At 47.7% G+C, this 25,776-nt stretch carries 25 protein-coding genes, 2 pseudogenes and 2 riboswitches; of the genes and pseudogenes, 8 read left to right on the top strand and 19 right to left on the bottom strand.

Annotation, left to right across the window (positions count from 1 at the left end):
* Window positions 1-223: 223 nt before the first annotated feature.
* Together ACFQ4A_RS12535 and ACFQ4A_RS12530 are read left to right on the top strand one after the other, a co-directional pair.
* Window positions 224-433: pseudogene (locus tag ACFQ4A_RS12535) on the top strand (nitroreductase family protein); the annotation flags it as partial.
* A 155-nt stretch (window positions 434-588) separates the two neighbouring features.
* Window positions 589-936, top strand: a pseudogene (locus ACFQ4A_RS12530) (nitroreductase family protein); the annotation flags it as partial.
* Between the two features lie 212 nt (window positions 937-1,148).
* On the opposite strand, the gene ACFQ4A_RS12525 reads toward ACFQ4A_RS12530, so the two are convergent.
* Together ACFQ4A_RS12525 and ACFQ4A_RS12520 are read right to left on the bottom strand one after the other, a co-directional pair.
* Entirely contained in the window at window positions 1,149-1,493 is a 345-nt protein-coding gene (locus ACFQ4A_RS12525; protein WP_382401119.1) for a nucleotidyltransferase domain-containing protein, read from the bottom strand.
* The gene (locus ACFQ4A_RS12520) at window positions 1,494-1,895 is read right to left on the bottom strand and encodes a nucleotidyltransferase substrate binding protein (RefSeq protein ID WP_382401117.1); all 402 of its coding nucleotides are present in this window, start codon (window positions 1,893-1,895) and stop codon (window positions 1,494-1,496) included.
* Between the two features lie 184 nt (window positions 1,896-2,079).
* Between ACFQ4A_RS12520 and ACFQ4A_RS12515 the strand changes: the two genes are divergently transcribed.
* The gene (locus ACFQ4A_RS12515) at window positions 2,080-2,547 is read left to right on the top strand and encodes a hypothetical protein (RefSeq protein WP_382401115.1); all 468 of its coding nucleotides are present in this window, start codon (window positions 2,080-2,082) and stop codon (window positions 2,545-2,547) included.
* A gap of 420 nt (window positions 2,548-2,967) precedes the next feature.
* On the opposite strand, the gene ilvA is transcribed toward ACFQ4A_RS12515, so the two are convergent.
* From ilvA to ACFQ4A_RS12465, 10 genes are all read right to left on the bottom strand, one after another.
* Complete coding sequence (gene ilvA, locus ACFQ4A_RS12510) at window positions 2,968-3,927, bottom strand: threonine ammonia-lyase (RefSeq protein WP_382401113.1); 960 nt, start codon at window positions 3,925-3,927, stop codon at window positions 2,968-2,970.
* A gap of 71 nt (window positions 3,928-3,998) precedes the next feature.
* The gene (gene leuD, locus ACFQ4A_RS12505; protein WP_382401111.1) at window positions 3,999-4,583 is read right to left on the bottom strand and encodes a 3-isopropylmalate dehydratase small subunit; all 585 of its coding nucleotides are present in this window, start codon (window positions 4,581-4,583) and stop codon (window positions 3,999-4,001) included.
* A gap of 62 nt (window positions 4,584-4,645) precedes the next feature.
* Window positions 4,646-6,058 carry a 3-isopropylmalate dehydratase large subunit gene (gene leuC / locus ACFQ4A_RS12500; RefSeq protein WP_382401109.1) on the bottom strand — a complete coding sequence of 471 codons (1,413 nt, stop codon included), beginning with the start codon at window positions 6,056-6,058 and terminating at the stop codon, window positions 4,646-4,648.
* Window positions 6,059-6,075: 17 nt separating this feature from the next.
* Window positions 6,076-7,182 (bottom strand): 3-isopropylmalate dehydrogenase, encoded by a 1,107-nt coding sequence (gene leuB / locus ACFQ4A_RS12495; RefSeq protein ID WP_382401107.1) that lies wholly within the window; start codon window positions 7,180-7,182, stop codon window positions 6,076-6,078.
* Between the two features lie 14 nt (window positions 7,183-7,196).
* Entirely contained in the window at window positions 7,197-8,741 is a 1,545-nt protein-coding gene (locus tag ACFQ4A_RS12490; protein WP_382401105.1) for a 2-isopropylmalate synthase, read from the bottom strand.
* Window positions 8,728-9,774: a ketol-acid reductoisomerase gene (ilvC, locus tag ACFQ4A_RS12485; protein WP_382401103.1), complete on the bottom strand. Its 1,047-nt coding sequence runs from the start codon at window positions 9,772-9,774 to the stop codon at window positions 8,728-8,730. The genes ACFQ4A_RS12490 and ilvC overlap by 14 nt, the downstream gene beginning before the upstream one ends.
* A gap of 123 nt (window positions 9,775-9,897) precedes the next feature.
* Window positions 9,898-10,416, bottom strand: coding sequence for an acetolactate synthase small subunit (gene ilvN / locus ACFQ4A_RS12480; RefSeq protein WP_382401101.1), 519 nt, complete (start codon window positions 10,414-10,416; stop codon window positions 9,898-9,900).
* A complete protein-coding gene (gene ilvB, locus ACFQ4A_RS12475) occupies window positions 10,413-12,140 on the bottom strand; it encodes a biosynthetic-type acetolactate synthase large subunit (RefSeq protein WP_382401099.1) in 1,728 nt (575 codons plus the stop codon). Before ilvB ends, ilvN begins: the two co-directional genes overlap by 4 nt.
* 841 nt (window positions 12,141-12,981) lie before the next feature.
* Window positions 12,982-14,673 carry a dihydroxy-acid dehydratase gene (ilvD, locus tag ACFQ4A_RS12470; RefSeq protein WP_382401097.1) on the bottom strand — a complete coding sequence of 564 codons (1,692 nt, stop codon included), beginning with the start codon at window positions 14,671-14,673 and terminating at the stop codon, window positions 12,982-12,984.
* Window positions 14,674-14,841: 168 nt separating this feature from the next.
* Entirely contained in the window at window positions 14,842-15,804 is a 963-nt protein-coding gene (locus ACFQ4A_RS12465) for a bile acid:sodium symporter family protein (RefSeq protein WP_382401095.1), read from the bottom strand.
* 184 nt (window positions 15,805-15,988) lie between these two features.
* On the opposite strand from ACFQ4A_RS12465, the gene ACFQ4A_RS12460 reads away from it, so the two are divergent.
* A complete protein-coding gene (locus tag ACFQ4A_RS12460; RefSeq protein ID WP_382401093.1) occupies window positions 15,989-17,095 on the top strand; it encodes a branched-chain amino acid aminotransferase in 1,107 nt (368 codons plus the stop codon).
* Between the two features lie 80 nt (window positions 17,096-17,175).
* Here ACFQ4A_RS12460 and ACFQ4A_RS12455 read toward each other — a convergent pair whose 3' ends face one another.
* The 4 genes from ACFQ4A_RS12455 to ACFQ4A_RS12440 form a co-directional block, all read right to left on the bottom strand.
* The gene (locus ACFQ4A_RS12455; protein ID WP_382401091.1) at window positions 17,176-17,769 is read right to left on the bottom strand and encodes a queuosine precursor transporter; all 594 of its coding nucleotides are present in this window, start codon (window positions 17,767-17,769) and stop codon (window positions 17,176-17,178) included.
* A 101-nt stretch (window positions 17,770-17,870) separates the two neighbouring features.
* Entirely contained in the window at window positions 17,871-18,365 is a 495-nt protein-coding gene (gene queF / locus ACFQ4A_RS12450) for a preQ(1) synthase (RefSeq protein ID WP_382401089.1), read from the bottom strand.
* Between the two features lie 71 nt (window positions 18,366-18,436).
* Window positions 18,437-18,483, bottom strand: a riboswitch (PreQ1 riboswitch).
* Between the two features lie 273 nt (window positions 18,484-18,756).
* On the bottom strand, window positions 18,757-19,410 hold the full coding sequence (locus ACFQ4A_RS12445) for a ribonuclease H family protein (RefSeq protein WP_382401087.1): 654 nt from the start codon (window positions 19,408-19,410) through the stop codon (window positions 18,757-18,759).
* Window positions 19,411-19,654: 244 nt separating this feature from the next.
* Window positions 19,655-20,332: an HAD family hydrolase gene (locus tag ACFQ4A_RS12440; protein ID WP_382401085.1), complete on the bottom strand. Its 678-nt coding sequence runs from the start codon at window positions 20,330-20,332 to the stop codon at window positions 19,655-19,657.
* Window positions 20,333-20,487: 155 nt separating this feature from the next.
* A riboswitch (SAM riboswitch) is annotated at window positions 20,488-20,591 on the top strand.
* Window positions 20,592-20,679: 88 nt separating this feature from the next.
* Between ACFQ4A_RS12440 and ACFQ4A_RS12435 the strand changes: the two genes are divergently transcribed.
* The gene (locus ACFQ4A_RS12435) at window positions 20,680-21,792 is read left to right on the top strand and encodes an aminotransferase class I/II-fold pyridoxal phosphate-dependent enzyme (RefSeq protein WP_382401083.1); all 1,113 of its coding nucleotides are present in this window, start codon (window positions 20,680-20,682) and stop codon (window positions 21,790-21,792) included.
* Between the two features lie 92 nt (window positions 21,793-21,884).
* Here the strand turns inward: ACFQ4A_RS12435 and ACFQ4A_RS12430 are convergent, their stop codons facing one another.
* Window positions 21,885-22,901 (bottom strand): proline dehydrogenase family protein, encoded by a 1,017-nt coding sequence (locus ACFQ4A_RS12430; protein WP_382401081.1) that lies wholly within the window; start codon window positions 22,899-22,901, stop codon window positions 21,885-21,887.
* 256 nt (window positions 22,902-23,157) lie between these two features.
* Entirely contained in the window at window positions 23,158-23,466 is a 309-nt protein-coding gene (locus ACFQ4A_RS12425; RefSeq protein WP_382401079.1) for a hypothetical protein, read from the bottom strand.
* A gap of 64 nt (window positions 23,467-23,530) precedes the next feature.
* Between ACFQ4A_RS12425 and ACFQ4A_RS12420 the strand changes: the two genes are divergently transcribed.
* Together ACFQ4A_RS12420 and ACFQ4A_RS12415 are read left to right on the top strand one after the other, a co-directional pair.
* Window positions 23,531-23,698 carry a hypothetical protein gene (locus ACFQ4A_RS12420; RefSeq protein ID WP_382401077.1) on the top strand — a complete coding sequence of 56 codons (168 nt, stop codon included), beginning with the start codon at window positions 23,531-23,533 and terminating at the stop codon, window positions 23,696-23,698.
* A 233-nt stretch (window positions 23,699-23,931) separates the two neighbouring features.
* On the top strand, window positions 23,932-24,444 hold the full coding sequence (locus ACFQ4A_RS12415) for a GNAT family N-acetyltransferase (protein WP_382401075.1): 513 nt from the start codon (window positions 23,932-23,934) through the stop codon (window positions 24,442-24,444).
* Window positions 24,445-24,504: 60 nt separating this feature from the next.
* Here ACFQ4A_RS12415 and ACFQ4A_RS12410 read toward each other — a convergent pair whose 3' ends face one another.
* Window positions 24,505-24,666: a hypothetical protein gene (locus ACFQ4A_RS12410; protein ID WP_382401073.1), complete on the bottom strand. Its 162-nt coding sequence runs from the start codon at window positions 24,664-24,666 to the stop codon at window positions 24,505-24,507.
* A 215-nt stretch (window positions 24,667-24,881) separates the two neighbouring features.
* On the opposite strand from ACFQ4A_RS12410, the gene ACFQ4A_RS12405 reads away from it, so the two are divergent.
* Entirely contained in the window at window positions 24,882-25,763 is an 882-nt protein-coding gene (locus tag ACFQ4A_RS12405; protein ID WP_382401071.1) for an ATP-binding protein, read from the top strand.
* Window positions 25,764-25,776 lie beyond the last annotated feature (13 nt).

Below are 25,776 nucleotides of genomic sequence, written 5' to 3'. Positions count from 1 at the left end.
TCGTTGGGACGAGTATGTCATTCACCTGTGAAGAATGTCGTTTCTTTATGACTATTGTCGCAATTTAACGCAGGAAACACCTTTAAAATTCTGAAAAGAAAACTGGAAATTTAAAGCGTGGGTCCTGGTGCACTGGCTTGATGGTTGATTTTAAGAGGCACTTTCTCTATACGAATGGTCAGTAAAACTTTCATCACGAGGTCTACACTTGATAACACCCGACATGAAACAATTTCGACACTCTGATCTTGACATCGATCCTGTCTATTTACATCACTGGTCACCGCGTTCTTTTCTGGAAAAGGACGTTCCGGAAAATGTGCTTATGAGTCTATTTGAAGCCGCACACTGGGCACCATCGGCCATGAATCACCAGCCATGGCGGTTCATCATCACTCGCACTAAAAAAGACCGGGAAACATTCCATTCCTTTATTAGTGCGTGTTCAAAAAGGAGGATAAAAAGGACCGAGAAGTTCGAGGCGGTGCCGTTTCGAGCAGCGGAATGTATGCCTTTAGATACATGAGCAGCGGAGAAACAAGCCAACGAAGAAATTCGACGTGTCATTTTTACCGGACTTTTTGAACAACCTTTATTAAGGAAGGAAACCGGAAATGGTGTGAAAAAGCCCCCGTTTTAGCGCTCATCATTTCCGATAAACAGGACACTACCCATGCGTTTGATACGGGAGCGGCCTGGGGATATCTATCATTGCAGGCAGCACGGCAGGGATTGGCCACTCACCCAATGGGCGGATTTCATCGGGAACAAGCACGCGACATCTTGAACATCCCGGATGACTTTGCTATTCAGGCACTCGTCGCCATCGGGTACCAGGGGGAGAAAGAAGCCCTTGATGAAGACCTTCAGGCACGCGAGCAACCATCCGTTCGTCGTCCTTTAAATGAATCGATGTTTGAAGGATCATTTTTATAAAAGCGAAATTAGGTGACGTATGGTCGCTTTGATGCCATCCTCCCAACAAATCAAATGGATGTTTCATCACTATAATCGAAAGAAACGGCAAAATAGGGGGCATATACTTTTTAAAAATTTTTTCTGTCCTCATGCCCTTTTTTCACTTCAGATGACGATTATCATTAAAACAAAGATTTTAATGGTAGCGCTTTTGTGATCAAATGATGAAGCTAATCATCTGAAGCGACATACGGCTTTTCCTGCGGTATTGCTTCTTTTTCATAGATTTTCATACCATGATGATCAATGTGCTCTGTCAATTTCTGATTCGATATTGAGTCATAATGCACAATGTCAAAAAAATAAGGGAGAGGATACGCTTCGTTTAGCGATTCACTTAATCGGGCTGCTGTATCACGGGTTACATATAAACCTTTTATGGCAATATCAATGTCCGAGCCTTTCTTATAGGTCCCTAAAGCACGGCTTCCGTAAATGATGGCACGATCGATTTCATCAAACCTTTCGATTGCCTGGACGATTAATTCGATATCCTGTTTCAGTAATCCAAACAACTAGAACGCCTCCAATAATTTATGGTAAAGTGATTGCATCATAGGCAAATAGGAGTTGATAATCTCTTCCGCAAATTCTTTTTCCGTATCCTCATCATACGTATGGACAGTCAAGTCTCGCTTTTCCAGAGCCCGCATCCATGTATGACCGTCATCGATCAACCCACTTTGAAAAGCTTGCTTGATGGTTTGACGCGGGCTTTTGAGAATAAATCCTTCCGCCTCGAGATAATCTTTAAGAACTTTCCATGAGAGTTCGAATGTCATATCAAAAAACTGAATGATGCCCGCTCGCTCCAGCTCATTATCAATTGTCTCATTAGCGTATTTTTCCAAAAGTTTATAAGACCGCTCAAAGTTTTCAAACCGTTGTTTCCAACGAATATCGTTTAATGAAGCCATTATAACGCCTCCTTTTGTGCACCTTATTTTTATTATAAAGTTAACGTTAGCAGGCAACAACTGTTTTTTTATAAAGGACCCTGGATTAATAAAGAGATTGTGATCTTCATCACATTTACGTCTGAATCACTATGGTATCATTAGTCCACCAAACATACATGCGAAAAGCCCAACGGAGGACATTATGAACAAATGGTTTTACTTTAATCTATTTTTGCTAATGTTAGGTGTATGGAAAATAGCAGAGCAAGGCAGGCTGCCCACCCACATCCTATTCGGCGCTCTCGGGCTGTTTCTTTTCCTATTTAACTGGACTCGGCATGCGGTTTTCTCAACCATTCGTAGGACACCGAACAGACAGACAAAAATCAAATTAGCCAATTTGTCGAAAAAAATCGTGCCATTCCATCGGTGGATCGGTACAACAGCACTCATCCTTATTATGATTCACGCTATTCTGGTCATTCATCTATTTGGCTTCAGCTGGCAAAACATAAAGCTATTAAATGGAATGCTGGCCGGCGCAGTTATGATTGCAATGGTGACAAGCGGCTGGATGCGCCTGTTCCGTTCCACCGCCAGGAAACGCGTCGTTCATATTTGGCTGGGGATCACGTTATTTTTTGTCATTATCATCCATGTTGCTATGTAAGTGTTACCTTTTTCAAGCTGAAAGACGATGGGGTTTCGCTCACATCTTTCGCCCCTCTCTAATAACCGTCGTGCCGTTCTTCCGGAAATGACTGCTGCTGCGCGTGGCGTGAGACTTAAGAAATAGTGATGCGATCTTACCAACATATCAAGTCGTCGCATCAGTTAATGCCTTCATTGCGCGAGTTTAACGAGAAACCGCACGATGTGAGAGGAGTGCTGCGCGAGTAGACGGAGGTATTACACGAGGCGTGCGATTACGGCTCAAATTGCGAAAACACGCTTATCGTGCAATCAGTAAAAGTTACGCACGTCCAGCTACTACCACTATGCATTTTAAATGACAAAAATGAATCCGGCTGCTAGCCTAACAGCCGGATTCATTTATCTTTATTGATATTCTTCCATTTATAGCTTTTTTTCACGCCGACTGATGTAGCTTTTTCGCCAGCCGCTGAATCATCGGCAATGTGCTGATATCCATATTGCCGCCACTGACAATGATACCGCAATGGTCTGTTTTAATATGGCTGCCATGGGCAAACAATGCGGCCAGTGCTGCAGCACCGGCCCCTTCCAACAATGTCTTGTTCCGTTCGAGCATATAGACAATAGCTGAGGCAATTTCCACATCCGTGACTGTAACCATATCATCGACATATTGATTGATCAGTGGCAGTGTCCGTTCACCCGGCTGTTTGACCGCAATGCCTTCAGCAATGGTGGACACATGATCAAGCTGCTTCACCCGATTGTGATAATAGCTCTGATACATGGCCGATGCACCTGCCGCCTGCACACCGATGACATTGATGCGCGGGTTCATATGCTTCGTGGCAGCGGCGATCCCACTGATTAGCCCACCGCCGCCGACCGGCACGATGAGCGTATCAATCCGATCCTCCTGCTGCAGCATTTCCGCTGCAATTGTACCTTGCCCGGCCATCACATCATAATCGTCAAACGGGTGGATATATTCGGCCCCTGTCTGCATTTGCCGCTTCATTGAGGCTTCATACGCTTCCTGAAACGACTCACCGGTCAGCACAACCTCCGCGCCATAAGCTCTTGTCGCATTAACCTTGGCTGCCGGTGTTTTTTCCGGCATAAAAATCGTTGCCCGGACATTCATTTTAGCAGCCGCATGAGCTAAGCCTTGTGCGTGATTGCCGGCTGATGCTGCAATCACCCCTTTTTGTAGCTGCTCATTTGACAACTGCATCAATTTAAAACTTGCGCCCCTGAATTTGAATGCGCCGGTTTTCTGCTGATTCTCCATTTTAAAATAAACGTGTTTCCCGACTAATGCATCTGTTGTCGCTGACCTCATGACGGGTGTGCGGTGAGCGACGGTTGCCAGCCGGTCCCGCGCCGTTTTCACTAAGTCACCACTTAAGCAATTCCCAACTTGCTCACTCCTTCATTTATTAAAATCATGCCTGTGTTCAGCCGCTAAGCCTGTTTCGCACCTTCAAATGCCGTAATCCTGGCTTCATGCTTCAAGGTGATCGCAATATCGTCCATCCCGTGAAGCAGGTTTTCCTTTTGATAGGCCGGTATATCGAAACCTGTTTCACGCGCCTGATCTTGGATCGTTTGTTTTTCCAGATCAACTGACAGCACCAATTCTGCCTCTTCTGCCTGTTTCATCCATTGACGAACCTGCTCCTCACTTATTTGGACCGGGATAATACCGTTCTTCATCGCATTATTGTAAAAAATGTCGGCAAAACTTGGTGCGATAATCACGCGAAAGCCATAATCCTGCAGTGACCATGGCGCATGCTCTCTGGATGAGCCACAGCCGAAATTTTCTCCAGCCAGTAAAATGGTCCCGTTCTGATAAGCCGGCTGATTCAGAACAAAGTCATCACGCTGATTTCCATCTTCATCAAAGCGCCAGTTATAGAAAAGAAACTGGCCGAAGCCGGTCCGCTCAATTCGTTTCAAAAATTGTTTCGGGATGATCTGATCCGTATCAACGTTTGACCGGTTTAACGGAACGGCCACGCCTTCATGTTTCCGGATTGCTTCCATGTACGACACCTCCCAGTTGTCAATAGAGCCCCTAATCAAATCATTCGTAGTTCGACGGCAATTTACGCGGAATAGACATTCGCGGCAAATTCGCGGACATCAATAAAATGGCCTTTAATGGCTGCGGCTGCCGCCATTTCCGGGCTGACCAGGTGTGTACGGGCCCCATTTCCCTGCCTGCCTTCAAAATTCCGGTTCGATGTCGATGCACAGCGTCCACCAGGGGGCACAACATCATCATTCATCGCTAGACACATGCTGCAGCCCGCTTCACGCCACTCAAATCCAGCAGCTTTAAAAATCACGTCAAGGCCCTCTTTTTCAGCCTGCAGCTTGGTACCAAATGAGCCTGGTACAACAATAGCTCGAACACCTTCCTTAACCTGATGCCCATCAACAATCCTGGCTGCCTTGCGCAAATCCGTAATGCGTGAATTGGTACAGGAACCGATAAAGACATGATCAATTTCTACCGATGTCATCGGCTGATTTTCCTTAAGACCCATATATTCAAGGGCACGTGCCACGTCATCCGGATTCTCGGATTGGCTGACATCCGGCGTACTGCCACTGACTGGCACACACATGCCGGGGTTAGTCCCCCACGATACTTGCGGCTCAATCTCCTCGGCTTTAATCGTGACCGTTTCGTCGTATTCGGCACCTTCATCAGTCGATAAAGCCAGCCATTCGCGTGCTTTCTCGTCAAACGCTTCATCCTGTGGGACATTCGGTTTACCGCGCAAAAATTCGACTGTCGTCTCATCCGGGCTAATCAGACCAGCTCTTGCACCGGCTTCAATTGACATGTTACAGACAGTCATGCGTCCCTCCATAGACAAGTTTCGGATGGCTTCACCCGTATATTCGATGACATAGCCGGTACCGAACCGAACACCGAATTTCGAAATGATGGCCAGAATCAAATCTTTCGCCGTTACGCCTGTTCCAAGATCGCCTTCTACATGGACATTCAATGTCTTCGGCGGTTTTTGCCATAACGTCTGTGTTGCCAGAACATGCTCAACTTCACTTGTACCGATACCGAACGCAAGCGCCCCAAACGCGCCGTGTGTTGACGTGTGGCTGTCACCGCAGACAATCGTTTTGCCTGGCTGCGTCAGCCCGAGCTGTGGGCCGATCACGTGTACGATCCCCTGATCGGGATGAAACATGTCGGCAAGCGTAATGCCAAAATCCTTGCAATTTTTCTTCAATGTTTCCATCTGCTTCTTGGAAATTTGGTCGTCGATGACATCCCTGTTTCGCGTCGGCACATTATGATCCATTGTGGCAAATGTCAAATCCGGCCGGCGGACACGGCGATTATTCAGACGCAGTCCCTCAAACGCCTGTGGAGACGTCACTTCGTGCACCAGATGCAAATCAATATACATTAAATCAGGTTTACCCGTTTCCTGATGTACCACATGCTTTTTCCATATCTTTTCAACAATCGTTTCCGGTTTTCCCATATGCTCACCTCCACTCCTCAGACATACATGCTGCAAATGCTGTCCGAGACACCTTTAACAGTTAAATTTTCCACAACGGCTTCCGTCATTTGCCCGGTGCTCACAAGCTGGCCGTCTTCCATCTGAAGATCGGCTGTATGATACCCCTGTTCCAGACTTTCTTTGACGGCCTGCTCAACGGCAGCCGCTTCTCCTTCCATCTTGAACGAGTGGCGTAGCATCAACGCGACTGACAGGATCATGCCTAACGGGTTGGCAACCCCTTTTCCGGCAATATCAGGGGCAGAGCCATGGACCGGTTCATAGAGGCCCACACCGTCCGACCGGATGCTCGCAGATGGTAGCATCCCTAGTGAGCCGGTCAAGACAGATGCCTCATCACTTAAAATATCGCCAAACATATTCTCGGTGACCATGACATCAAATTGATTCGGCTGGGTAATCAGTTTCATCGCCGCGGCATCCACCAGCAGGTGCTCCACCTGAATGTCCGGGTATTCCTTCTTTTTTTCATCAACTACTTCGCGCCACATCCGGCTTGATTCCAAAACATTGGCTTTGTCAACAGACGTCAGATGGTTATGCCGCAAACGCGCACTTTGAAACCCCTGATCGATAATCCGCTCCATTTCCTCCCGGTGATAATGCAGTGTATCGACAACGACATTCCCGTTTTCACGGCGCTCGCTCGGTTGACCGAAGTAAAGCCCGCCCGTCAACTCCCGGACGATCAACACATCACTGCCGGAAATGATATGTTCTTTCAGCGGGGAAGTGTGTAGTAATGACGGAAAACCTTTGACAGGTCTTAAATTGGCAAACAGCCCGAGTGTTTTCCGGATTCCGAGCAAGCCTTTTTCCGGCCGTTTGTCTGCTGGCAATGTATCCCATTTGTCACCGCCGACTGCACCGAGTAAAATGGCATCGCCCTCTTGGCAAGCCTTAACGGTTGCTTCCGGTAAAGGCGTATCATAGTGGTCAATGGCTTCACCACCGATTGCCTGCTCATCCGTTGTAAATGTGTGGCCAAACTCCGTAGCGACCGCGCGGAGTACTTGTTTAGCCGATTCTATGACTTCTTTACCAACGCCATCCCCCGGAAGCAGAATAATGTGCTTATTCATTCACTTCCCCTCCTTTACTTAACGACCTGTTCTTCTTTCACTGTGTTCTTCTGCACGATATAGCGATTGACGGCATTCAGAAAGGCATTGACGGAAGCCTCCAGAACATCCTGGGCAGTGCCTCGGCCGTTCATCGTTTCGCCATCGACTGTCAGCTGAACGTGGGATTCGGCAAGAGCATCTTTGCCGCGGCCGACGGAATTGAGCTGATAATCGGCCAAATGCAACTCTTCCTCAATCAAGGCATCCAATGTTCTGTATAAGGCCTCAACACTACCCTGTCCGGTGCACGCTGTCTCTAGCGAGCGGCCATCCGGTGCTGTCAGCGAGATCGTTGCCGTCGGGATATTGGATGTGCCATACTGCACCTGGAACATCTCCAGCTGATACTTATTGACCGCTGACGTATCGGTTTGAATTTCCATCAGAATCGTATACAGATCATCATCGGTCACTTCTTTTTTATGATCGGTCAGCGCTTTAAACATCTCGAATGCTTCTTTCAATTTGTCATCGGAAAGATCGATCCCTAGTTCACTGACCCGATCCTTGAACGCGTGCCGACCGGAATGTTTCCCTAGGAACAATGTGTTGGCTTTAACCCCGACCATTTCTGGCGTCATGATTTCATACGTTTCCTTATTCTTTAAGACGCCATCCTGATGAATGCCGGCTTCATGCTGGAAAGCGTTACGGCCGACAATGGCTTTGTTGGCCTGCACATACATGCCGGTCAGTTTCGCAATTAAATCACTTGTGCGTTTTGTCTCATCCAGTTTCAGCCCCGTTTGATACGGATAATGATCTGCCCGGACTCTTAACGCAACGGCCACTTCCTCAAGGGATGCGTTACCGGCGCGTTCACCGATGCCGTTGATCGTGCCTTCCACCTGTGTGACGCCATTTTCGACAGCTGCTATGGAATTCGCAACCGCCAGCCCCAGATCGTTGTGACAGTGGCAGGAAAGCTCAACCTGATCAATATTCGGGACAGTTTCCCTGATGAAACGGAACATGTCACCGTATTCATCGGGTGTTGTATAGCCAACTGTATCCGGAAGATTGATGACCGTTGCCCCGGCATCAATCACGTTTTCAATAATCTGAGCCAGGAATTGCCGGTCTGACCGGGATGCATCCTCTGCCGACCATTCGACTTGCGGAAACTTCTCCTTCGCATACCGGACCATGCTAACCGCGTTCGCCATCACCTGTTCAGGTGTTTGTTTCAGTTTATATGTCATATGGATCGGGGAGGTAGCCAGAAACAAATGGATGCGCGGCTCCTCAGCGTATTTAAGTGCTTCCCAGGCAGTGTCTATATCCGCCTTGTTCGTTCTGGCCAGGCCAGTGACGGATGTGTTTTTAATCGTTTGGGCAATAGCTTTCACGGCTTCAAAATCCCCCTGGGAGGAAGCAGGGAAACCTGCCTCCATCCGATCCACACCCCAGCGTTCAAGCTGTTTGGCGATTTCCAGCTTTTCCTGTTTGTTCAGGTTGACCCCAGGGGACTGCTCCCCGTCTCGCAATGTCGTATCAAATATTTTAATTTGTGACATGTGCTTTCACATCCTTTTGTTTTTCTTTTTGGTTCGCTTGCAATGGCTGTTTAACAAAAGGCATTAAATCACGTAACTCCCTTCCGACCTGTTCAATTTGATGACTGTTTTCCCTGGCATTAATCGCATTAAATTGAGGGCGATTCGCCTGGTTTTCCAAGATCCATCCACGGGCAAACTCACCGGATTGGACATCTTCCAGAATCTCTTGCATCCGTTCTTTCGTTTCATCGTTCACGACGCGCTTGCCGGAAACGAAATCACCCCACTGGGCTGTATCCGAAATGGAGTAACGGACGTTTTCTAGGCCGCCTTCATACATTAAATCAACGATCAGTTTCATTTCATGCAAACATTCAAAGTAAGCGACTTCCGGCTGATACCCGGCGTTAGTCAATGTTTCAAAGCCGGCTTTGACAAGGCTGGTCAGCCCGCCACACAACACGGCCTGCTCACCGAACAGATCGGTTTCCGTCTCTTCCTGAAAACTCGTTTCGAGAACGCCCGCTCTAGCTGAACCGATACCTTGTGAATAAGCAAGAGCCAATTCTTTGGCGCTACCGGTGACATCTTGATAGACAGCGTATAGTGACGGAACACCACCGCCTTCTTCATACGTGCGGCGAACCAAGTGGCCGGGTCCTTTTGGCGCAACCATAAACACATCGACATCACTCGGCGGGACAATTTGTGAAAAGTGAATGTTAAACCCGTGGGCAAAGGCGATCGCATTGCCTGCCTGTAAATTCGGCTTGATGCTTTCTTCGTACACCCTTGTCTGATGCTCATCAGGCAGAAGGACCATGACCACATCCGACTCGTTCACCGCTTCGGCTACCGGCTTAACGGTAAACCCGTCATCTTCAGCTTTTTGCTGTGATTTGCCTGCTCTTAAGCCGACGACAACATCATACCCACTTTCACGAAGGTTAAGTGCGTGCGCATGACCTTGTGATCCATAACCGACCACCGCAATTTTCTTCGCCTGCAATACCCCTGTCTGAATGTCCTGCTCATACAATACGTTTGCCATTTTAATCGTCCTCCTCATTCATTTAACGCTTTTTATTAGAAGCTATTTTCCTTGGATTGTGATTTTACGATTTCTTCTGAATTCAGGAAGTTTCCTTCCGCTCTTTTAAATGCTTAACACTGATTAAACTAATTGGGAATTAATCTCGATGATATCCTTTGGCTGCTGTCCCCGGAGAAATGCGGTGACACCTGTTCGGGCCAGTTCTTTAATGCCATATGGCCGCAAGAGGGCAATCAGCGCTTCAACCTTATCCGGCTTTCCAGTAACCTGGATCGTCAGACTGTCTTTACTGACGTCAATGACGGATGCCCGGAATGGGGCGATCACCCCTTGAATTTCCGCGCGCTGTTGCCCGCTCCCGCCAACTTTAATCAGGGCCAGCTCCCGTGCCACAATCGATTGATCCGTAATGTCCTTGACTTTCAAAACATCAATTTGTTTATTCAGCTGTTTCGTCAGCTGCTCCAGCTTCTGGTCGTCGCTGACTTCCACAACGAACGTCATTTTCGATATGCCTTCCCGTTCCGATTTGCCGACAGAAATGCTGTCAATGTTGAACTGCCGTTTATGAAGCATGCCGGTGATCCGGTTAAGAACACCGGATTGGTCCTGGACATCAGCTGTGATAACGCGTCTCATTTCGTCACCCCTATCATCTCGTGGATCCCTTTGCCGGGTGCGATCATCGGATAGACACATTCTTCCTGAACCACACGGCAGTCAATAACGACCGGGCCATCATGGGAAAAACCTTCCGCCAGCACGTCAGCCACTTCAGCTTCATTATCAGCTTGCATTCCGCGTATCCCATAACTCTCGGCCAATTTGACAAAGTCAGGGTTTTCCGGAAAGATCGACTCGGAATAGCGCTTTTCGTAAAATGTTTCCTGCCACTGGCGCACCATGCCGAGTGACTGATTGTTCACGATCACAACCTTGACCGGCATCTGCCTTTCTTTTATGACGGACAATTCTTGGGCTGTCATCTGGAACCCGCCGTCGCCAACGACAGCAACAACCAGGTCATCCGGTGCGCCGAGCTGAGCGCCCACTGCAGCCGGGAAGCCAAATCCCATTGTGCCAAGTCCGCCTGATGTCACCCATCGGTTCGGCTTACTAAACGGGTAAAATTGTGCTGCCCACATCTGATGCTGTCCAACATCTGTCGTAACAATCGCCTCGCCACCCGAGATACGGTATACCTGCTCAATCAGCCATTGCGGCGAAATGAACGTATCCTGTCGGTCATACCAGAAAGGATAATCCTGCTGATTGGCTTTTAGTGTTTCCAGCCATGAGCCCTGTTCATTCCCGGGAATGTCGACATCCAGCAGTGCCTCAAGTGCCTTTTTCGCATCCGCGACTACCGGTATGGCTGTTTCCACATTTTTGCCGATTTCAGCCGGATCGATATCGATGTGAGCCACTTTGGCATTCGGGGCAAAATCCTGCAATTTGCCTGTCAACCGGTCATCAAACCGCGCCCCGATATTGATCAGCAAGTCACAGTCGACAATTCCCATGTTGGCGGCATAACTGCCATGCATTCCCGCCATACCGAGCGAGAGTTCATGTGTCCCCGGAAAACTCCCCAAGCCGAGGAGGGTATTGGCTACCGGGATCCGGAGTTGTTCCGCGAATGTCTTTAATTCATCCGCTGCTTCGGCAAATAACACCCCAGCACCGGCGAGGATCAGCGGCTTTCGAGAACGGCTGATCGCCTCCGCCAGCTTCACAATCTGCAGCGGGTTCGGCTGCTGATTCGGCTGATAGCCAGGCAAATGGCAGTCTGTATCAGCGTCCACATCGATATTGGCAACCGTTGTTGAGATATCTTTCGGAATATCCACAACAACCGGTCCCGGACGTCCTGTTGACGCAATGTGAAACGCCTCTTTAACGATGCGCGGCAATTCCGCCAGGTCCCGCACCTGATAGTTGTATTTCGTGACGGGTGTTGTAATCCCCATCACGTCTGACTCCTGAAAGGCGTCCGTTCCGATAGCCGTTGTGGCCACCTGACCGGTAAAAATGACCAGCGGCAATGAATCCAGCATGGCGTCGGTAATGCCGGTAATCAGATTTGTCGCGCCAGGTCCCGACGTTGCCAGCACAACACCAGGTTTGCCGGTAACCCGAGCATAACCTTCCGCAGCATGCACAGCCCCTTGCTCATGGCGTGTCAATATGTGCTTAAAAGATGCGTCACTGCGGTATAATGCGTCATAAATCGGCAGAACGGCTCCGCCGGGATAACCGAACACGGTATCCACATTGGCGGCTGTCAACGTCTGAATCAGTAAGTCAGCACCGGTCACCTTCTTCTCGATTTGTTTCAATTCCTGTTCAGCCTCAACACTCACTGTGGCTCGCCTCCTTTGGTATTTGTCAAAAAACCTGGACTCCCTGGTGTGAAAGGGGGGTGCCATGGCTTTTTTGGCATTTAAATTAAAAAAGACCCTTCTCTCCCCACAAATCTGCATAATTACAGCATTATTGGGGTGAAAAGCGTCTTCTTTCCACGGTACCACCCAGTTTCATAGCATTCTCACAAATACTACCTCGCCAGCTGACAACAGATCAGCTGATTTGATAACAGGTGCATGAGTGTGCACCTGACCTAACCTAATAAGGGGGATCCCTCCCGTTCAGCAAGGTACTCAGAGAAGATGTCGGAACAATATGCATTTCCGGGCTTCCAGCAACCCCGGCTCTCTGGGAATGCATCGGCATGTTCCTTTTTTCCCGTCATCGCGTTTATATTATTCTGTCATTGGTTTCAAAACGTATTTGTTTCTTTCGTACGTTGAAAGATTGAAAGTTAATATTGCCGATAATCATATAACGTTTTTTCGAATTGGTCAACAGTATTTTAAAATTTTTTTGATACTTTCGATAAGTCTCAAATAATGTATGCGTTTACATCATCTCTGTGGCACTAAGGTGATTGAAATGTTTCAATTTTGTTACAAACGGAATTGGGCGATAAGAATGCAGATGTGGGCGAGGTATTGCTGGTTTGTCTTTCGAGGTATATACCTATCTGTTAATCGTTTTGTTGACTCCCATTCCATGCGCTTTGCTCATCTTGAAGATTTTCGCGTCTCCCGTTTTAATCAACTTTACTCACGACTATGAGCGCGATGGTTTAACATATAAACGTAACCCCGGGCAGTGCTTGCTCGGGGTTACGTTTATATGTGATTAATCTTTAGCCGCTTGAAAATCTGTGACAGCACCTTTTGATGAGCAGGAGACGTTATGAGCGTATTTACCCAGAACGCCTTTTTTATAAAGTGGTGGGGCTGTCCATTGTTGTTTGCGTCGCTCAAGTTCCGCATCTGACATATCGGCGGTGATTTCTTTTTTGTCGGAATCGATCGTTACCTGATCACCTTCCTGCAAAAATGCGATCGGTCCGCCAACCTGAGCCTCAGGCGCAATATGGCCGACGACCAGACCATGTGTACCACCGGAAAAACGGCCGTCGGTGAGCAGGGCAACTTTTTCACCCATCCCCTTTCCGACAAGTAAGCTGGATACCGACAGCATTTCCGGCATACCGGGACCGCCTTTAGGCCCGACATAGCGGATCACCAGGACATCCCCTTCCTGAATTTTATTTTGTCTGACCGCATCGGTCGCTTCCTGCTCGGTGTTAAACACACGGGCAGGTCCTGTATGGCGTGTCACGTTGACACCCGACACTTTGGCCACCGCTCCTCTAGGCGCCAGATTACCTTTCAGAACAATCAACGGCCCGTCTTCGCGTTTTGGGTTATCCAATGGCGCGATGATTTGCTGATCTTCGGCCAGCGCCGGAGCCTCTGCTAAGTTTTCCGCAACCGTTTTACCCGTCACAGTCAGGCAGTCCCCGTGCAGGTAGCCCGCCTCATACAACAGCTTCATGACGGCCTGAACACCGCCTGCTTTATGCAGATCCTGCATAACAAACTGCCCGCTCGGTTTTAGATCAGCCAAATGCGGCACTTTTCCCTGAATCCGGTTAAAATCATCAATCGTCAAATCAACACCAACCGCATGCGCCATTCCCAGCAGGTGCAGAATCGCATTCGTGGACCCGCCAAGTGCCATTACGACGGTCATGGCATTTTCGAACGCTTTTTTCGTCATGATATCTTTCGGGTAAATACCTTTTTCCAGCAGCTTGTACACCGCTTTAGCGGCAGCGGCACAATCCGCCGCTTTTTCCTCGGACTCAGCAGGATTCGATGAGCTGCCAGGCAGACTCATCCCCATTGCTTCCACAGCTGAGGCCATTGTATTGGCGGTATACATGCCGCCGCACGCACCGGCACCGGGACAGGCTTTACATTCAATGTTCTTGAGTTCCTGATCATCGATGTCGCCATTGTTATGCTTGCCGACACCTTCAAACACTGACACGAGGTCAATATCCTTGCCATTATGTGACCCCGGGGCAATCGTACCACCATAAGCAAACACGGCTGGCACATCTGCGTTGGCAATCGCGATCATGCAGCCGGGGATATTTTTATCGCATGCGCCGATGGCAACAAAGCCATCCAAACTTTCCGCACCGACAACCGTTTCAATTGAGTCGGCAATCAAGTCTCGGCTCGGCAGCGAATAGCGCATTCCCTGTGTCCCCATCGAAATACCGTCCGAAACAGTAATCGTGTTGAAAATAAGCGGTGTCGCACCCGCTTCTCTTGCCCCTTTCTTGGCACTGACAGCCAGGTCATCGATATGAATATTACACGGCGTTACCTCACTCCATGTGCTGGCAATCCCGACCATCGGCTTTTCAAAATCTTCGTCCGTTACACCAACCGCTCTGAGCATAGCCCGGTTCGGTGCTCTCATCGTGTCATCGCTGAAAACATGACTTTTGATGCGTAAATCTTTTTCCACTTGCAAGACCACCTTTCTATTTTGGAATATTATAGGCCTAATTTTTAAATCGTTCAATGTTTTTGAAATTTAATATTATGCTTCTACGTCTGTTACACGTTTCGGTGCCGCTTCCGCACGGGTTAAGACAAACCTCTCTCAAATATGTCCCTTCAGATCACCATCAAGTCACCCGGCTTTATTTTGTTCATCATCAGATGACAAATCTTGACTACGTTTGCCCCACCAGGTGGCCAGAACCGGCCCGGAAATATTGTGCCACACACTGAACAGGGCGCTTGGCACAGCAGCAATCGGTGAAAAGTGGGCAAGCGCCAAAGCTGATCCGAGCCCGGAGTTTTGCATACCAACCTCGATGGAAACGGCTTTTTGATTGGCAAAATCAAATTTGCACAACCTTCCAAGCACATAACCAATCGCCAACCCAAGCACGTTATGCAAGATGACGACTGTAAAGATGAGCAAGCCAGTCGTCAGAATGTCTTCCCTGTTCACCGCAACGACAGCTGCCGCGACTGCAACAATCCCGACAACAGATACAAGCGGTAGTGCCGCCACACTTTTATCAACTTGCCTGCTGAACAGCAATCGGACAACGATTCCTAAGACAATTGGAATCAACACAATTTGCACAATCGACATAAACATATCAGCAGCGGATACCGGCAGCCACTGACTGGCAAAAAGCAATGTTAATGCCGGCGTCAGAATCGGTGCCAGAATAGTTGATACCGCTGTAACGGATACGGATAGAGCCGTATTGCCCTTGGCTAGAAACGTCATAACATTCGATGCCGTACCGCCCGGGCAGCAGCCGACTAGAATGACACCAGCGGCAATCTCCGGCGGAAGTTGAAACATAACGGCCAGCCCAAACGCCACCAGCGGCATGATGATATATTGCGCTGCTACAGCAACGAGAACGCTGACCGGCGCCTTAAGTACCCCTTTAAAGTCATCCAGGGTTAAGGTCAACCCCATTCCAAACATAATGATTCCCAAAAGCAGCGACACATGCGGAGCAATCCAAGCAAAGCCTTCCGGAAATACTAAACTTAAGACAGCAAATAAAATGACCCAAATCGCAAATGTATTCCCCGCAAAGCTGCTGATTTTTTCTAGCGTTTTCATGTCCTTCCCTCCATGATGTGTTATAGTCTTCAGATAACTTAAGATTTTAGCACAATCTCTCGTACAGGGAAAGTCCAATTTTTAAAACATTATAATAATATGCAAAAAATCAAATTTTGGGCTTGCTTTTGCATAAAAATTATTCTATGATGGTATACAACTTTTCACACAAGGGGATGGCGACATGGAGGAGGAACAAGTAATTCGAATGGATCTTTGTTCTTCAGGCAAAGAAAAGCCCCAATCAGACCAACTGGCATTCGGGCGAACATTTACAGATCATATGTTTTTGATGGATTATACAGATGAAAAAGGGTGGCATGACCCCCGCGTTGTACCGTACGAGCCGCTGACTGTCGACCCATCGGCAATGGTGTTTCATTACGGGCAGTCGGTATTTGAAGGCATGAAGGCCTATCTGACAGCGGAGGGTGACGTACAATTATTCCGGCCGCAACGGAATTTCAAGCGCATGAACCATTCCAACGACAGGCTATGCATTCCGCCAATTGATGAGGCATTTGCACTGAAGGCTGTCAAACAGCTCGTCGCACTGGAAAAAGACTGGATCCCTGAAGCTGAAGGGACATCCCTGTATATCCGGCCGTTTATCATTTCCACTGAGCCTTTTCTCGGCGTAGCACCATCTAGTCATTATCAATTTATTATTATTTTATCGCCGGTCGGGGCGTACTACAAAGAGGGTATTAACCCGATCAAAATTGCTGTGGAAAACGATTATGTCCGTACCGTGGCAGGCGGAACCGGTGAAGCCAAAACCGGCGGGAACTATGCAGCCAGCCTGAAAGCCCAGGAGATGGCGGAAGAAGGCATTGCCCAGGTTTTGTGGCTTGATGGCGTCGAGCGGAAGTATATCGAGGAAGTCGGCAGCATGAACGTCTTTTTTAAGATAAACGGAAAAGTCGTCACGCCCGCTTTGAACGGAAGCATTCTGGAAGGTGTCACCCGCAATTCAGTCATCCAGCTGCTGAAACATTGGAACGTTCCGATTGAAGAGCGGAAAATATCCATGGATGAAGTCTATCAAGCGCATAAGGAAGGGACGCTGGAAGAAGCATTCGGTGCTGGAACAGCCGCCGTCATTTCCCCAATCGGTGAACTGGTGTCGCACCATGAGCATTTGGAAATCAACAGCGGTCAAACCGGTGCCACGGCCAAACGGCTTTACGATACTCTGACAGGTATCCAATACGGCAAGATCCAGGATCCGTTTGACTGGGTTGAAAAAGTGGAAGACATCAGACAGGGTACACTGCGGGCTTCCGGTTAAAAAGCACTGGCTTTACGTGTGAAAGCTCTAAAATCCCCCGACACACCTCACGTGCCGGGGGATTTTAGCATGCCTTATATCTATCTCGCAAATTTCACCAGTAAATAGACGACTGGTGTGTCAATCAGTGCAATCATCAGTTTGACCAGATATTGAGAGACAAGCATTCCCAGTAGCACACTGAATGGGACAGTCCCCCAAAAGGCGACCGTAATAAAAATGGCTGTATCCGCAAGCTGGCTGGTCATGGTGGACAGGTTGTTGCGGAGCCATAGTTTTTCTCCCCCGTGCCTTGCTTTCAAACGATGAAAGATGCTCACATCAAGGTTTTGACTGACCGCGTATGAAATCAGGCTGGCAACCATTACCCGGAAACTTCCACCCATAATCGCCGCAAACTCTGCCTGCAGGCCAAAATCCGGTGCTGCCGGCAATTTTATGACGATAAAAATAAAAACAAGGGCAATCACCTGTGTCAGAAAGCCTGCCTGGACCGTTTTCCGGGCAGCATCTTTCCCGTAGACTTCACCGATCACATCCGTAATCACATACGTGACAACATACACAACCAGCGTTGCAGGCAGCACGATTTCCCCGATGCTGAACAACTTGACACCCAAAACATTTGATAACAATAATAACCCGACAAATAACGCATTTAAATAAACAAACACCCAAATCCTCTCCCTATCATTTAAAAAGCCTGGTCACCAGTAAAACAATTCATTACCGGCGAATTGATAGATTAAGGAAAGGATTCATAGCCAGCCCTCTTTTAGCGGTTATCTATTTTTTCCGGATACAGATCATGATTCATTAGACGATGCGCCGCCATTTGCTCAAACCGGGTATCCGGCTTTCCATAGTTGCAGTATGGATCAATGGATATACCTCCGCGTGGCGTGAATTTACCCCACACTTCAATGTAGCGCGGATCAAGCAAATCGATCAAATCGTTCATGATAATATTGATACAATCCTCATGAAAATCGCCATGGTTTCGGAAACTGAACAAATACAGTTTCAACGATTTGCTTTCAACGATTTTTCGATCCGCTATATAGCTAATGTAGACCGTTGCGAAATCCGGCTGCCCGGTTTGCGGACAAAGCGTCGTAAATTCAGGACAATTGAATTTGATAAAATAATCCCTGTCAGGATGTAAGTTGTCAATTGCTTCAAGCACGTCAGGCGTGTAATCAAATTGATAATTTGTTCCCTGGTTCCCTAGCTGTGACAAGTCCTGTAAACCGTCACGACGTCCTGCCATATCAAATCCCTCCTATTTTTTCCAATAAAAAAACCACGGCCTAAGGCACATGGTTTTAACGTCATCATCATCTGTCCTTAGTTTTTTATAGAGGGTGATAGCTAAGAACCTCTCCCGCAATCAGAACGGATATACAATTATCCAATCGACATTATTATATAGCGGAAATGGCATTGTGTCAATGTGCCGGACCCGGACAATGATGACAAGACTGTTAAGCAATTTTTGGCCTATCGCGCGAAATCATTGGTGCCCACGCGCGATTTGCATGCGTTACCGTGCGAAAATGATGGGATGTTGCGCGAAATGACAGAACTGCCGCGCGAATCGCGATTTATGGTATCTGCAGCACGAAACGTCGTTCCAAATCCACGACAGCAAACCACGGGTGTTACACCTCACGCGTACTTGTAACGTCAACACCTTTTAAAGCTTGCGACGCCAGCCGGTCTGCTTCCTGATTATGTTTTCGTGAAATAGCCACATATTCCGGGTCAATGCCTGCCTGATCAAGTTCATCTTCAATCCGGTCAGCCCACTGATTCAATACCTGTTCATAACACGGCCATTCACCTTTTAACTGGTTAATCACCACCTGAGAATCACCGGAAAAGGTAACCGCTTGATGATGGACTTCAAGCAGCAGTAACTCCTGGATGGCCAGATGCAGTGCCGCATATTCCGCTTCATTATTGGTCTCCAGCTCCTCGACCAGCGCGTTTTTGCGCAGGCGCCACGACTTACCGTTCTGTTCATAATATATGACACAGCCCAGTCCGGACCTTTTCGTTTCCCGATCAAAGCCGCCATCAAAATAAACCGTCACCTCATGAGGTTCAGTTTGAATGACTTCCATTTGTTTCTTCAGTTCTTTCATTGTCCAGTTGCTATCATATTTATCAATAAATCTCAGTTGCTTCGCACGGCCGGTTTTCTCCAGATCTTCGGCCAACAAAAGCGCTTTAGCAGCTGGCATCTCGTCCGACCAAAAAACGGTTTCTGTTCCTTTAGGTGTTGTGTAGGTTAATACAACTCTAACATCCATGGCAGACTTCACCTTTGTGGATATGGTATGGTTTGGTTTGTCTTAGACAGTGTTCCCGCAAATGGCAGGGACTATTTAGTAATCTCTCTCATTTTCACATTTATAGCCGCCATTTTAATGGCCAAAAACACCCTTATGGCAGGAATTTTCCTCAAATCAAGAAAATTCCTGCCTCATTAACACGTATTGATGCTTCATCTGAAAGCGTCCTTTGTTTCTATCCATTAACCAAAATCAGCTATTTTCACCCAAACACCGGCCAGCCCTGTTGCACAGCGATTTTCTTCATCCCATCATCCGGGTTAACGACAATCGGATGCTTGACGAATTGAAACAATGGCACATCACTCTCACTGTCGGCATATGCCCACGTTTCACCCGCTTCTTCTTCGGTCAGGTTGCCGAGCCGCATCTGCTGGTTGATCCAAGCCTGAACATGGTTTACTTTTTCATCACCGTTAATAATCGAGCCGATGTTACCGGTACATACCCCATTTTCGTCAAACGCCAATTCGGTGCTGATAATATGGACATCCAGCGCCAACTCTTGTGTAAAGGCTTTTAAAAATGGCTGCAGTGCACCGGACAGAACAATGATGTGATCGCCCTGCCGTTCATGATCGCGGATTTTATGTATCAAATCGTGATGGGCGTCCTGCTTGCCAATATCAACCAATCGGTGGAAAAATGTATCAAGTTCTGCTTCAGCCATGCCTTTAAATGACCGCGCAAATGCACTGAAAAACGCAAGTCTGAACGCATTTTTACCTTTGACCACACCGGCCGCCGCTGCCTTAACAACTCCGCTAGCGACAACAGTCCACTGCTTTAAGCCAAACGATTGATTGGCCGTCTGGAACATAACTTTAAACGAATTACCTTGATAGAGGGTTCCATCAAAATCTACGGTTACAACGCCCATGCAAATCACCTCAATATCCATTTTAAGCCAGTCCATAGCAAATGTAAATATTCAAAAAGTTTTCATGAACCAGTTACTACCCTTAAAAATATTTGACAGAAATGAATATCCGCTGTAAATTAATAATTATTATCCAATTTCATAAAAAAACGATATTCTTATCCAGAGAGGTGGAGGGACTGGCCCCACGAAACCTCGGCAACAGACTTATCACAGTACTGTGCCAATTCCAGTAAGCGTCAGGCTTAGAAGATAAGGAGATGATGGTTTATATGATGATACCCTCTTCTTATCTAGGAGAGGGTATTAATTTTGAAAACAATAAATCTTCCAGAGGAGCGATACATATGTCTCATCATCCATTCGAACAAGACACCACGTTTGCCCAAATCGGCAACCATAAAACGGAACCATTAAAAGCTGTCAGCACACCGATCTATTTATCGACTTCCTACCGGCATGAAAAGATCGGTCACGGGAATGGCTATGACTATACACGGACCGGTAATCCAACCCGGGATGTCCTTGAAGATGCCATGGCACGAAGCGAACATGGTGACCGGGCATTTGCTACCAGCTCTGGGATGAGTGCCATTCAACTTGTCTTTTCCCTGCTTGCTGCTGGGGATCATATCGTGACTTGCCGGGATGTATATGGCGGATCCTACCGCTATTTTGCCATGCTTGAGGAAAAACAGGGATTCCAATTTTCGTATTGGAACGGTCAGGATGCAGATAAGCTGGCTGACTATATCCAGGACAACACAAAAGCGATCTTTATCGAAACACCGACGAACCCGCTCATGACGAACATCGATATGGCGGCTGTTTCGCGCATTGCCAAGGAGCATAACTTGCTTTTCATCGTGGATAATACGGTTTACACCCCTTTTCTCCAGCAGCCGATCAACGAAGGTGCGGATATCGTCATCCACAGTGCCACCAAGTATTTAGCGGGACACAATGATGTACTGGCCGGTGCGGTCGTGGCTAAAGGCAATAAATTGTGTGAAGAACTGGCTTATATCCACAATTCAACAGGGTCAACGCTTGCCCCATTTGACTGCTGGCTTCTGATGCGCGGCATGAAAACACTGCCGCTCCGCATGCGCCAGCACGAATATAATGCCAAATGCGTCAAGGCATTTCTTGAATCCCAACCACTTGTGAACCAGGTGCTGTATCCGGGGAAAGGCGGCATGCTGAGTTTTTACTTGAACGATGAAACGTATGTCGAGCCGTTTCTCAAGGCTTTGAACCTGTTCACTTTTGCGGAAAGTCTTGGCGGTGTGGAAAGTCTAATCACCTATCCGGCCACCCAGACACATGCTGATATTCCGGAGGCGGTACGTCATTCCTATGGCCTCACCAATGAATTGATCAGACTGTCCGTCGGAATTGAGCATGCAGATGATTTAATTCTGGATCTTGAGCATGGGTTGGCGGCCGTGGCGAAATAAGGTAGATCAAAAAAGCGTTCCCGGCAACGCTTGGGCATTGGGAACGCTTTTTTGTTTCGTTATAGGATGTTTGACCCTGCCATGTTTCGTTTTCAGTCATTCGTTTTCTTATTACGATTTACTTTAAGACGCCAGAAAGCGAGCGCGGAAATGACAGCTGCGCCACTGACAACCGGGCCTTTTTTCAACTTGTTATCTTCAGTATAAAACACGTCTTTCACGATTAAATTCATGTTCTGCGGACGTTCGGCAAGCCGGCGCATGAAGTAGCCGAACCAGTCATCGCCGAACGGAATATACGTGCAGAAATGATATCCTTCATTTGCAAGTTTTTGCTGAAGGTCATTGCGGAAACCATAAAGCATCTGGAATTCAAACTGGTCGTTATCAAGATGATTTTCCGCCACAAACGCTTTCAATTCATCGATAATATGGTGATCATGGGTGGCAATCGACGTGAACGCACTGCCCAACAGCCGCTGTTTCGCCAGCGTCACAAAGTTACGGTCGATAGCCTGCTTATCCGGATAGGCCACCTCGGCACTTTCCTTGTATGCGCCTTTCACAAGCCGGATCCGCACATCCTGCAAATCCTGCAGATCATCTTCTGCCCGGAAGAGATATGACTGGATAACCGTTCCAACATTGTCATAATCCCGACGGAGCACGCTCAGAATGTCTAACGTCTGCTCATAATGGGCATAATCTTCCATATCAATGTTGACGAAAATACCATATTTGTTCGCAGCGTCAAGAACCTCCCTTATATTCACCATGCAATAATTCTGGTCGATATCCATTCCCAGCTGGGTTAATTTGACCGATAAGTGGCAATCGACATTTTCCTGGTGAATCGCTTCTAAAAGCGTGATAATTTTATCTTTGGCCTGACTGGCTTCTGTTTTATCGGAAACAAACTCGCCCAAATTATCAAGCGTGCAACTGATCCCACGGGCATTCAATTCCTTAACCGCTTTCATAACACTTTGAATAGTCGTACCGGCAACAAATTTATCTGCCCCGAGGAAAAAGCCCCATTTTTTCGCCCGGGTATTCAAAAATTGATTATTTGATAGTCCAATGAAAAAATCCCGTGCCACATTTGCCATGTTAAAAACTCCTTCAAGCTTAATATAGGAAAATCTTTAAATGTAAGTGCATTCATTTTGGGTGATTCTATTATACTACAAAACGTTTCCAAAAAGAAAACTGAAATTTCGCGTCTTTATCAAGCCGTTACACGGAACTGTATCAATGTTTTGTTACAGACCTGAATCATAGTCTTTATCCAGACGGTCCGGCTATGGGCGTTAACGATTCCTGCAACAAGTTCTCGGTCACACAAATGGCGCCTTCAATCCATCTTTATTTTCCGGCATAGGCATCGCCCATAATATGAACGGCATCTGCCACCGGACGGCGTACGAACGGTATGACGTCGGCAACCATCCCATGACGGCCACCGGATTTTCTGATAGGATAAAGTGACACGTCAGTCAACATGAACCGGTGGGGAGCGGCTTTCAACCGGAGCGGCACAGCTATCGACCGGAGCGAGGCGGCTTTCAACCGGTAAACGCGGAATATCAACCGGAGCGAGGCGGCTTTCAACCGGAGAACGCGAAGCATCAACCGGTGCGGCACAGCTTTCAACCGGTGAACGCGGAACATCAACCGGTGGGGAGCGGCTTTCAACCGGAAACGCGGAACATCGACCGGAGCGGGACAACTATCGACCGTGAACGCGGAACATCAACCGGTGCGGCACAGCTATCGACCGGAGACGCGAAACATCGACCGGAGCGGCACAGCTATCGACCGGAGACGCGAAACATCAACCGGAGCGGCACGGCTTTCAACCGGAAACGCGGAACATCGACCGGAGCGGGACAACTATCGACCGTGAACGCGAAACATCAACCGGAGCGAGGCAACTTTCAACCGGAGACGCGGCATATCAACCGGGATCCCTACTTATCCTTCCAGGTTTCGCCTCGTCTCGCTAACGTGAAGTGTGGGCTTACGACGCACAGGACTGCCAGGTCGACAATGCGATAAGACGCCCGGGTTTTTGCCGGCCCGCCTGCCCGTTACATGCAAGATAATCATGACAAAAAAACCATGAGGAGACGACACAATATGACCACGACGATAAAACTGCGCGCTTTGGAAAAAGATGATTTAACATTTTTACACAAGCTATTCAACAACGCCGATGTAATGCATTATTGGTTCAGTGAATCGTATATGTCGATGGAAAAACTGAAAGAAAGCTTTGACAAATGTTATGACAACGAACGGAACCGGGAATTCATTTTGACTGACGGTCATGAACCGCTTGGCTATGTCGGGCTGTTTGACATTGATCCAAGACACCGTCACGCGGAATTTGCCATTATAATAGATCCCAGTCACCAAGGAAACGGTTACGCTGGTTCTGCCACCAAACTGGCCATGGACTATGCCTTTTCCGTGCTTAATTTGCATAAACTGTATTTGCTTGTCGCCAAAACGAATGAAAAGGCGGGTCATATATACGAAAAGTTGGGTTTCCGGGTTGAAGGGGAATTAGCGCAGCATTTTTTCATTAACGGAGCCTATGAGGATGCCATCATGATGGGTATCTTTCAGCGGGACTACTGGGAAAGATAATCATGCATGCTGCCGGTCATCAGGCCGGCAGCTTTTGCATTCAAAACAATCCGGAATACGTCACTTGTCCTTACGATGCCGTTTGTTCCGCTTATTGTCCAGGTTTAGAAACTCCCTGTCCTTGGCAAATTCCACGTCAGGATCAGGCTTTTGCTTGTTAAACCGGTTATGATTGTTCTGCGTGTTCTTATCCTTGTTACGATTTTTATTTTCCTCTGACATTCGACCTTCCTCCTTTTTTGTCATCCTTAGGGTTTTCCAATCGCAGACGCATTATGATCATCACTATAACCGGATAGTTAAATTTTGAGCGGCGCTTTTTTATAATCGCTCATCAAATGTGGACACGTCCGTTTGAGGTCGTACACAGGGGTCGTGCCTTAAACTTTCATCCCTTCTCCACAAAGGTTACAATAACCATTGAAAGGAGTACACCTATGACACAGTATAACCATCTACCTGAATCAATCAGGCATTTAATCGAACATAACCGTAACACAAACGATGACCATGATTTCAGCAATCTCATTCGTGAAGGTGGTTATGTCCCGCCCGAAGAGGATTTGCTGATCGATGCTGTCACAGCTTTAAGTATGGGGAAAAATGTGCTACTGAAAGGGCCGACCGGTTCAGGCAAAACACGCTTTGCCGAGACGCTTTCCAGCTTATTTAACCAGCCGATGTTCAATGTAAACTGTTCGGTTGACCTCGATGCCGAAAGTCTGATGGGGTTCAAAACACTCGCCTATGAAGGTGACAAACAAGTCATCGAATTTGTTCCCGGACCTGTCACGAACGCAATGAAGCATGGAACATTTCTTTACATTGATGAAATCAATATGGCAAAACCTGAAACATTGCCGCTCATTAACGGCGTGCTGGACTACCGCCGGACAATCACCAACCCGTTTACCGAGGAAATTATGATGGCCGAGGAGGGCTTCGGTGTCGTTGCCGCGATTAATGAAGGGTATGTCGGAACGGTACCGCTCAACGAAGCATTGAAAAACCGTTTCGTCGTCATTGATATCCCCTATTTGCAGGGGGACCAATTGAAACAGTTGATTCAGGACACAAGCCGGCTGGAGGACGCGCGCACGATTGATTTGTTCGTCCGTCTTTCCGGTGATCTCATTCAGGCGGTCGCCCAAGGCAAACTCGCAGAAGATGCAGCATCCATCCGTGCGTTGCTGGATGCCTGTGATTTAACGGCGCTCATTCCACCAAAACGGGCGATTCGCCGGGCGATTGCCGACAAGCTGGATGAAGATCGGGAAAAAGAATTTGTGCTTACCATGGCCGAGACGCTTTTTGACTAACCAATACAGCTCA

The sequence above is a fragment of the Lentibacillus salinarum genome (assembly GCF_042679865.1).
In the GTDB taxonomy this organism is placed as follows: Bacteria; Bacillota; Bacilli; order Bacillales; family Amphibacillaceae; genus Lentibacillus; species Lentibacillus salinarum.
The sequence above is the reverse complement of the archived record's forward strand: the minus strand, read 5'-3'. Positions and strand labels throughout refer to the sequence as shown.

Bases quoted from the DNA above. Each gene is read 5' to 3' on its own strand.
- ACFQ4A_RS12520 (WP_382401117.1), bottom strand. From the start codon at position 1,895: ATGGCTTCATTAAACGATATTCGTTGGAAACAACGGTTTGAAAACTTT.
- ACFQ4A_RS12515 (WP_382401115.1), top strand. From the start codon at position 2,080: ATGAACAAATGGTTTTACTTTAATCTATTTTTGCTAATGTTAGGTGTA.
- leuD (WP_382401111.1), bottom strand. From the start codon at position 4,583: ATGGAAGCAATCCGGAAACATGAAGGCGTGGCCGTTCCGTTAAACCGG.
- leuC (WP_382401109.1), bottom strand. From the start codon at position 6,058: ATGGGAAAACCGGAAACGATTGTTGAAAAGATATGGAAAAAGCATGTG.
- leuB (WP_382401107.1), bottom strand. From the start codon at position 7,182: ATGAATAAGCACATTATTCTGCTTCCGGGGGATGGCGTTGGTAAAGAA.
- ACFQ4A_RS12490 (WP_382401105.1), bottom strand. From the start codon at position 8,741: ATGTCACAAATTAAAATATTTGATACGACATTGCGAGACGGGGAGCAG.
- ilvC (WP_382401103.1), bottom strand. From the start codon at position 9,774: ATGGCAAACGTATTGTATGAGCAGGACATTCAGACAGGGGTATTGCAG.
- ilvN (WP_382401101.1), bottom strand. From the start codon at position 10,416: ATGAGACGCGTTATCACAGCTGATGTCCAGGACCAATCCGGTGTTCTT.
- ACFQ4A_RS12465 (WP_382401095.1), bottom strand. From the start codon at position 15,804: ATGAAAACGCTAGAAAAAATCAGCAGCTTTGCGGGGAATACATTTGCG.
- ACFQ4A_RS12460 (WP_382401093.1), top strand. From the start codon at position 15,989: ATGGAGGAGGAACAAGTAATTCGAATGGATCTTTGTTCTTCAGGCAAA.
- queF (WP_382401089.1), bottom strand. From the start codon at position 18,365: ATGGCAGGACGTCGTGACGGTTTACAGGACTTGTCACAGCTAGGGAAC.
- ACFQ4A_RS12445 (WP_382401087.1), bottom strand. From the start codon at position 19,410: ATGGATGTTAGAGTTGTATTAACCTACACAACACCTAAAGGAACAGAA.
- ACFQ4A_RS12440 (WP_382401085.1), bottom strand. From the start codon at position 20,332: ATGGGCGTTGTAACCGTAGATTTTGATGGAACCCTCTATCAAGGTAAT.
- ACFQ4A_RS12435 (WP_382401083.1), top strand. From the start codon at position 20,680: ATGTCTCATCATCCATTCGAACAAGACACCACGTTTGCCCAAATCGGC.
- ACFQ4A_RS12430 (WP_382401081.1), bottom strand. From the start codon at position 22,901: ATGGCAAATGTGGCACGGGATTTTTTCATTGGACTATCAAATAATCAA.
- ACFQ4A_RS12415 (WP_382401075.1), top strand. From the start codon at position 23,932: ATGACCACGACGATAAAACTGCGCGCTTTGGAAAAAGATGATTTAACA.
- ACFQ4A_RS12410 (WP_382401073.1), bottom strand. From the start codon at position 24,666: ATGTCAGAGGAAAATAAAAATCGTAACAAGGATAAGAACACGCAGAAC.
- ACFQ4A_RS12405 (WP_382401071.1), top strand. From the start codon at position 24,882: ATGACACAGTATAACCATCTACCTGAATCAATCAGGCATTTAATCGAA.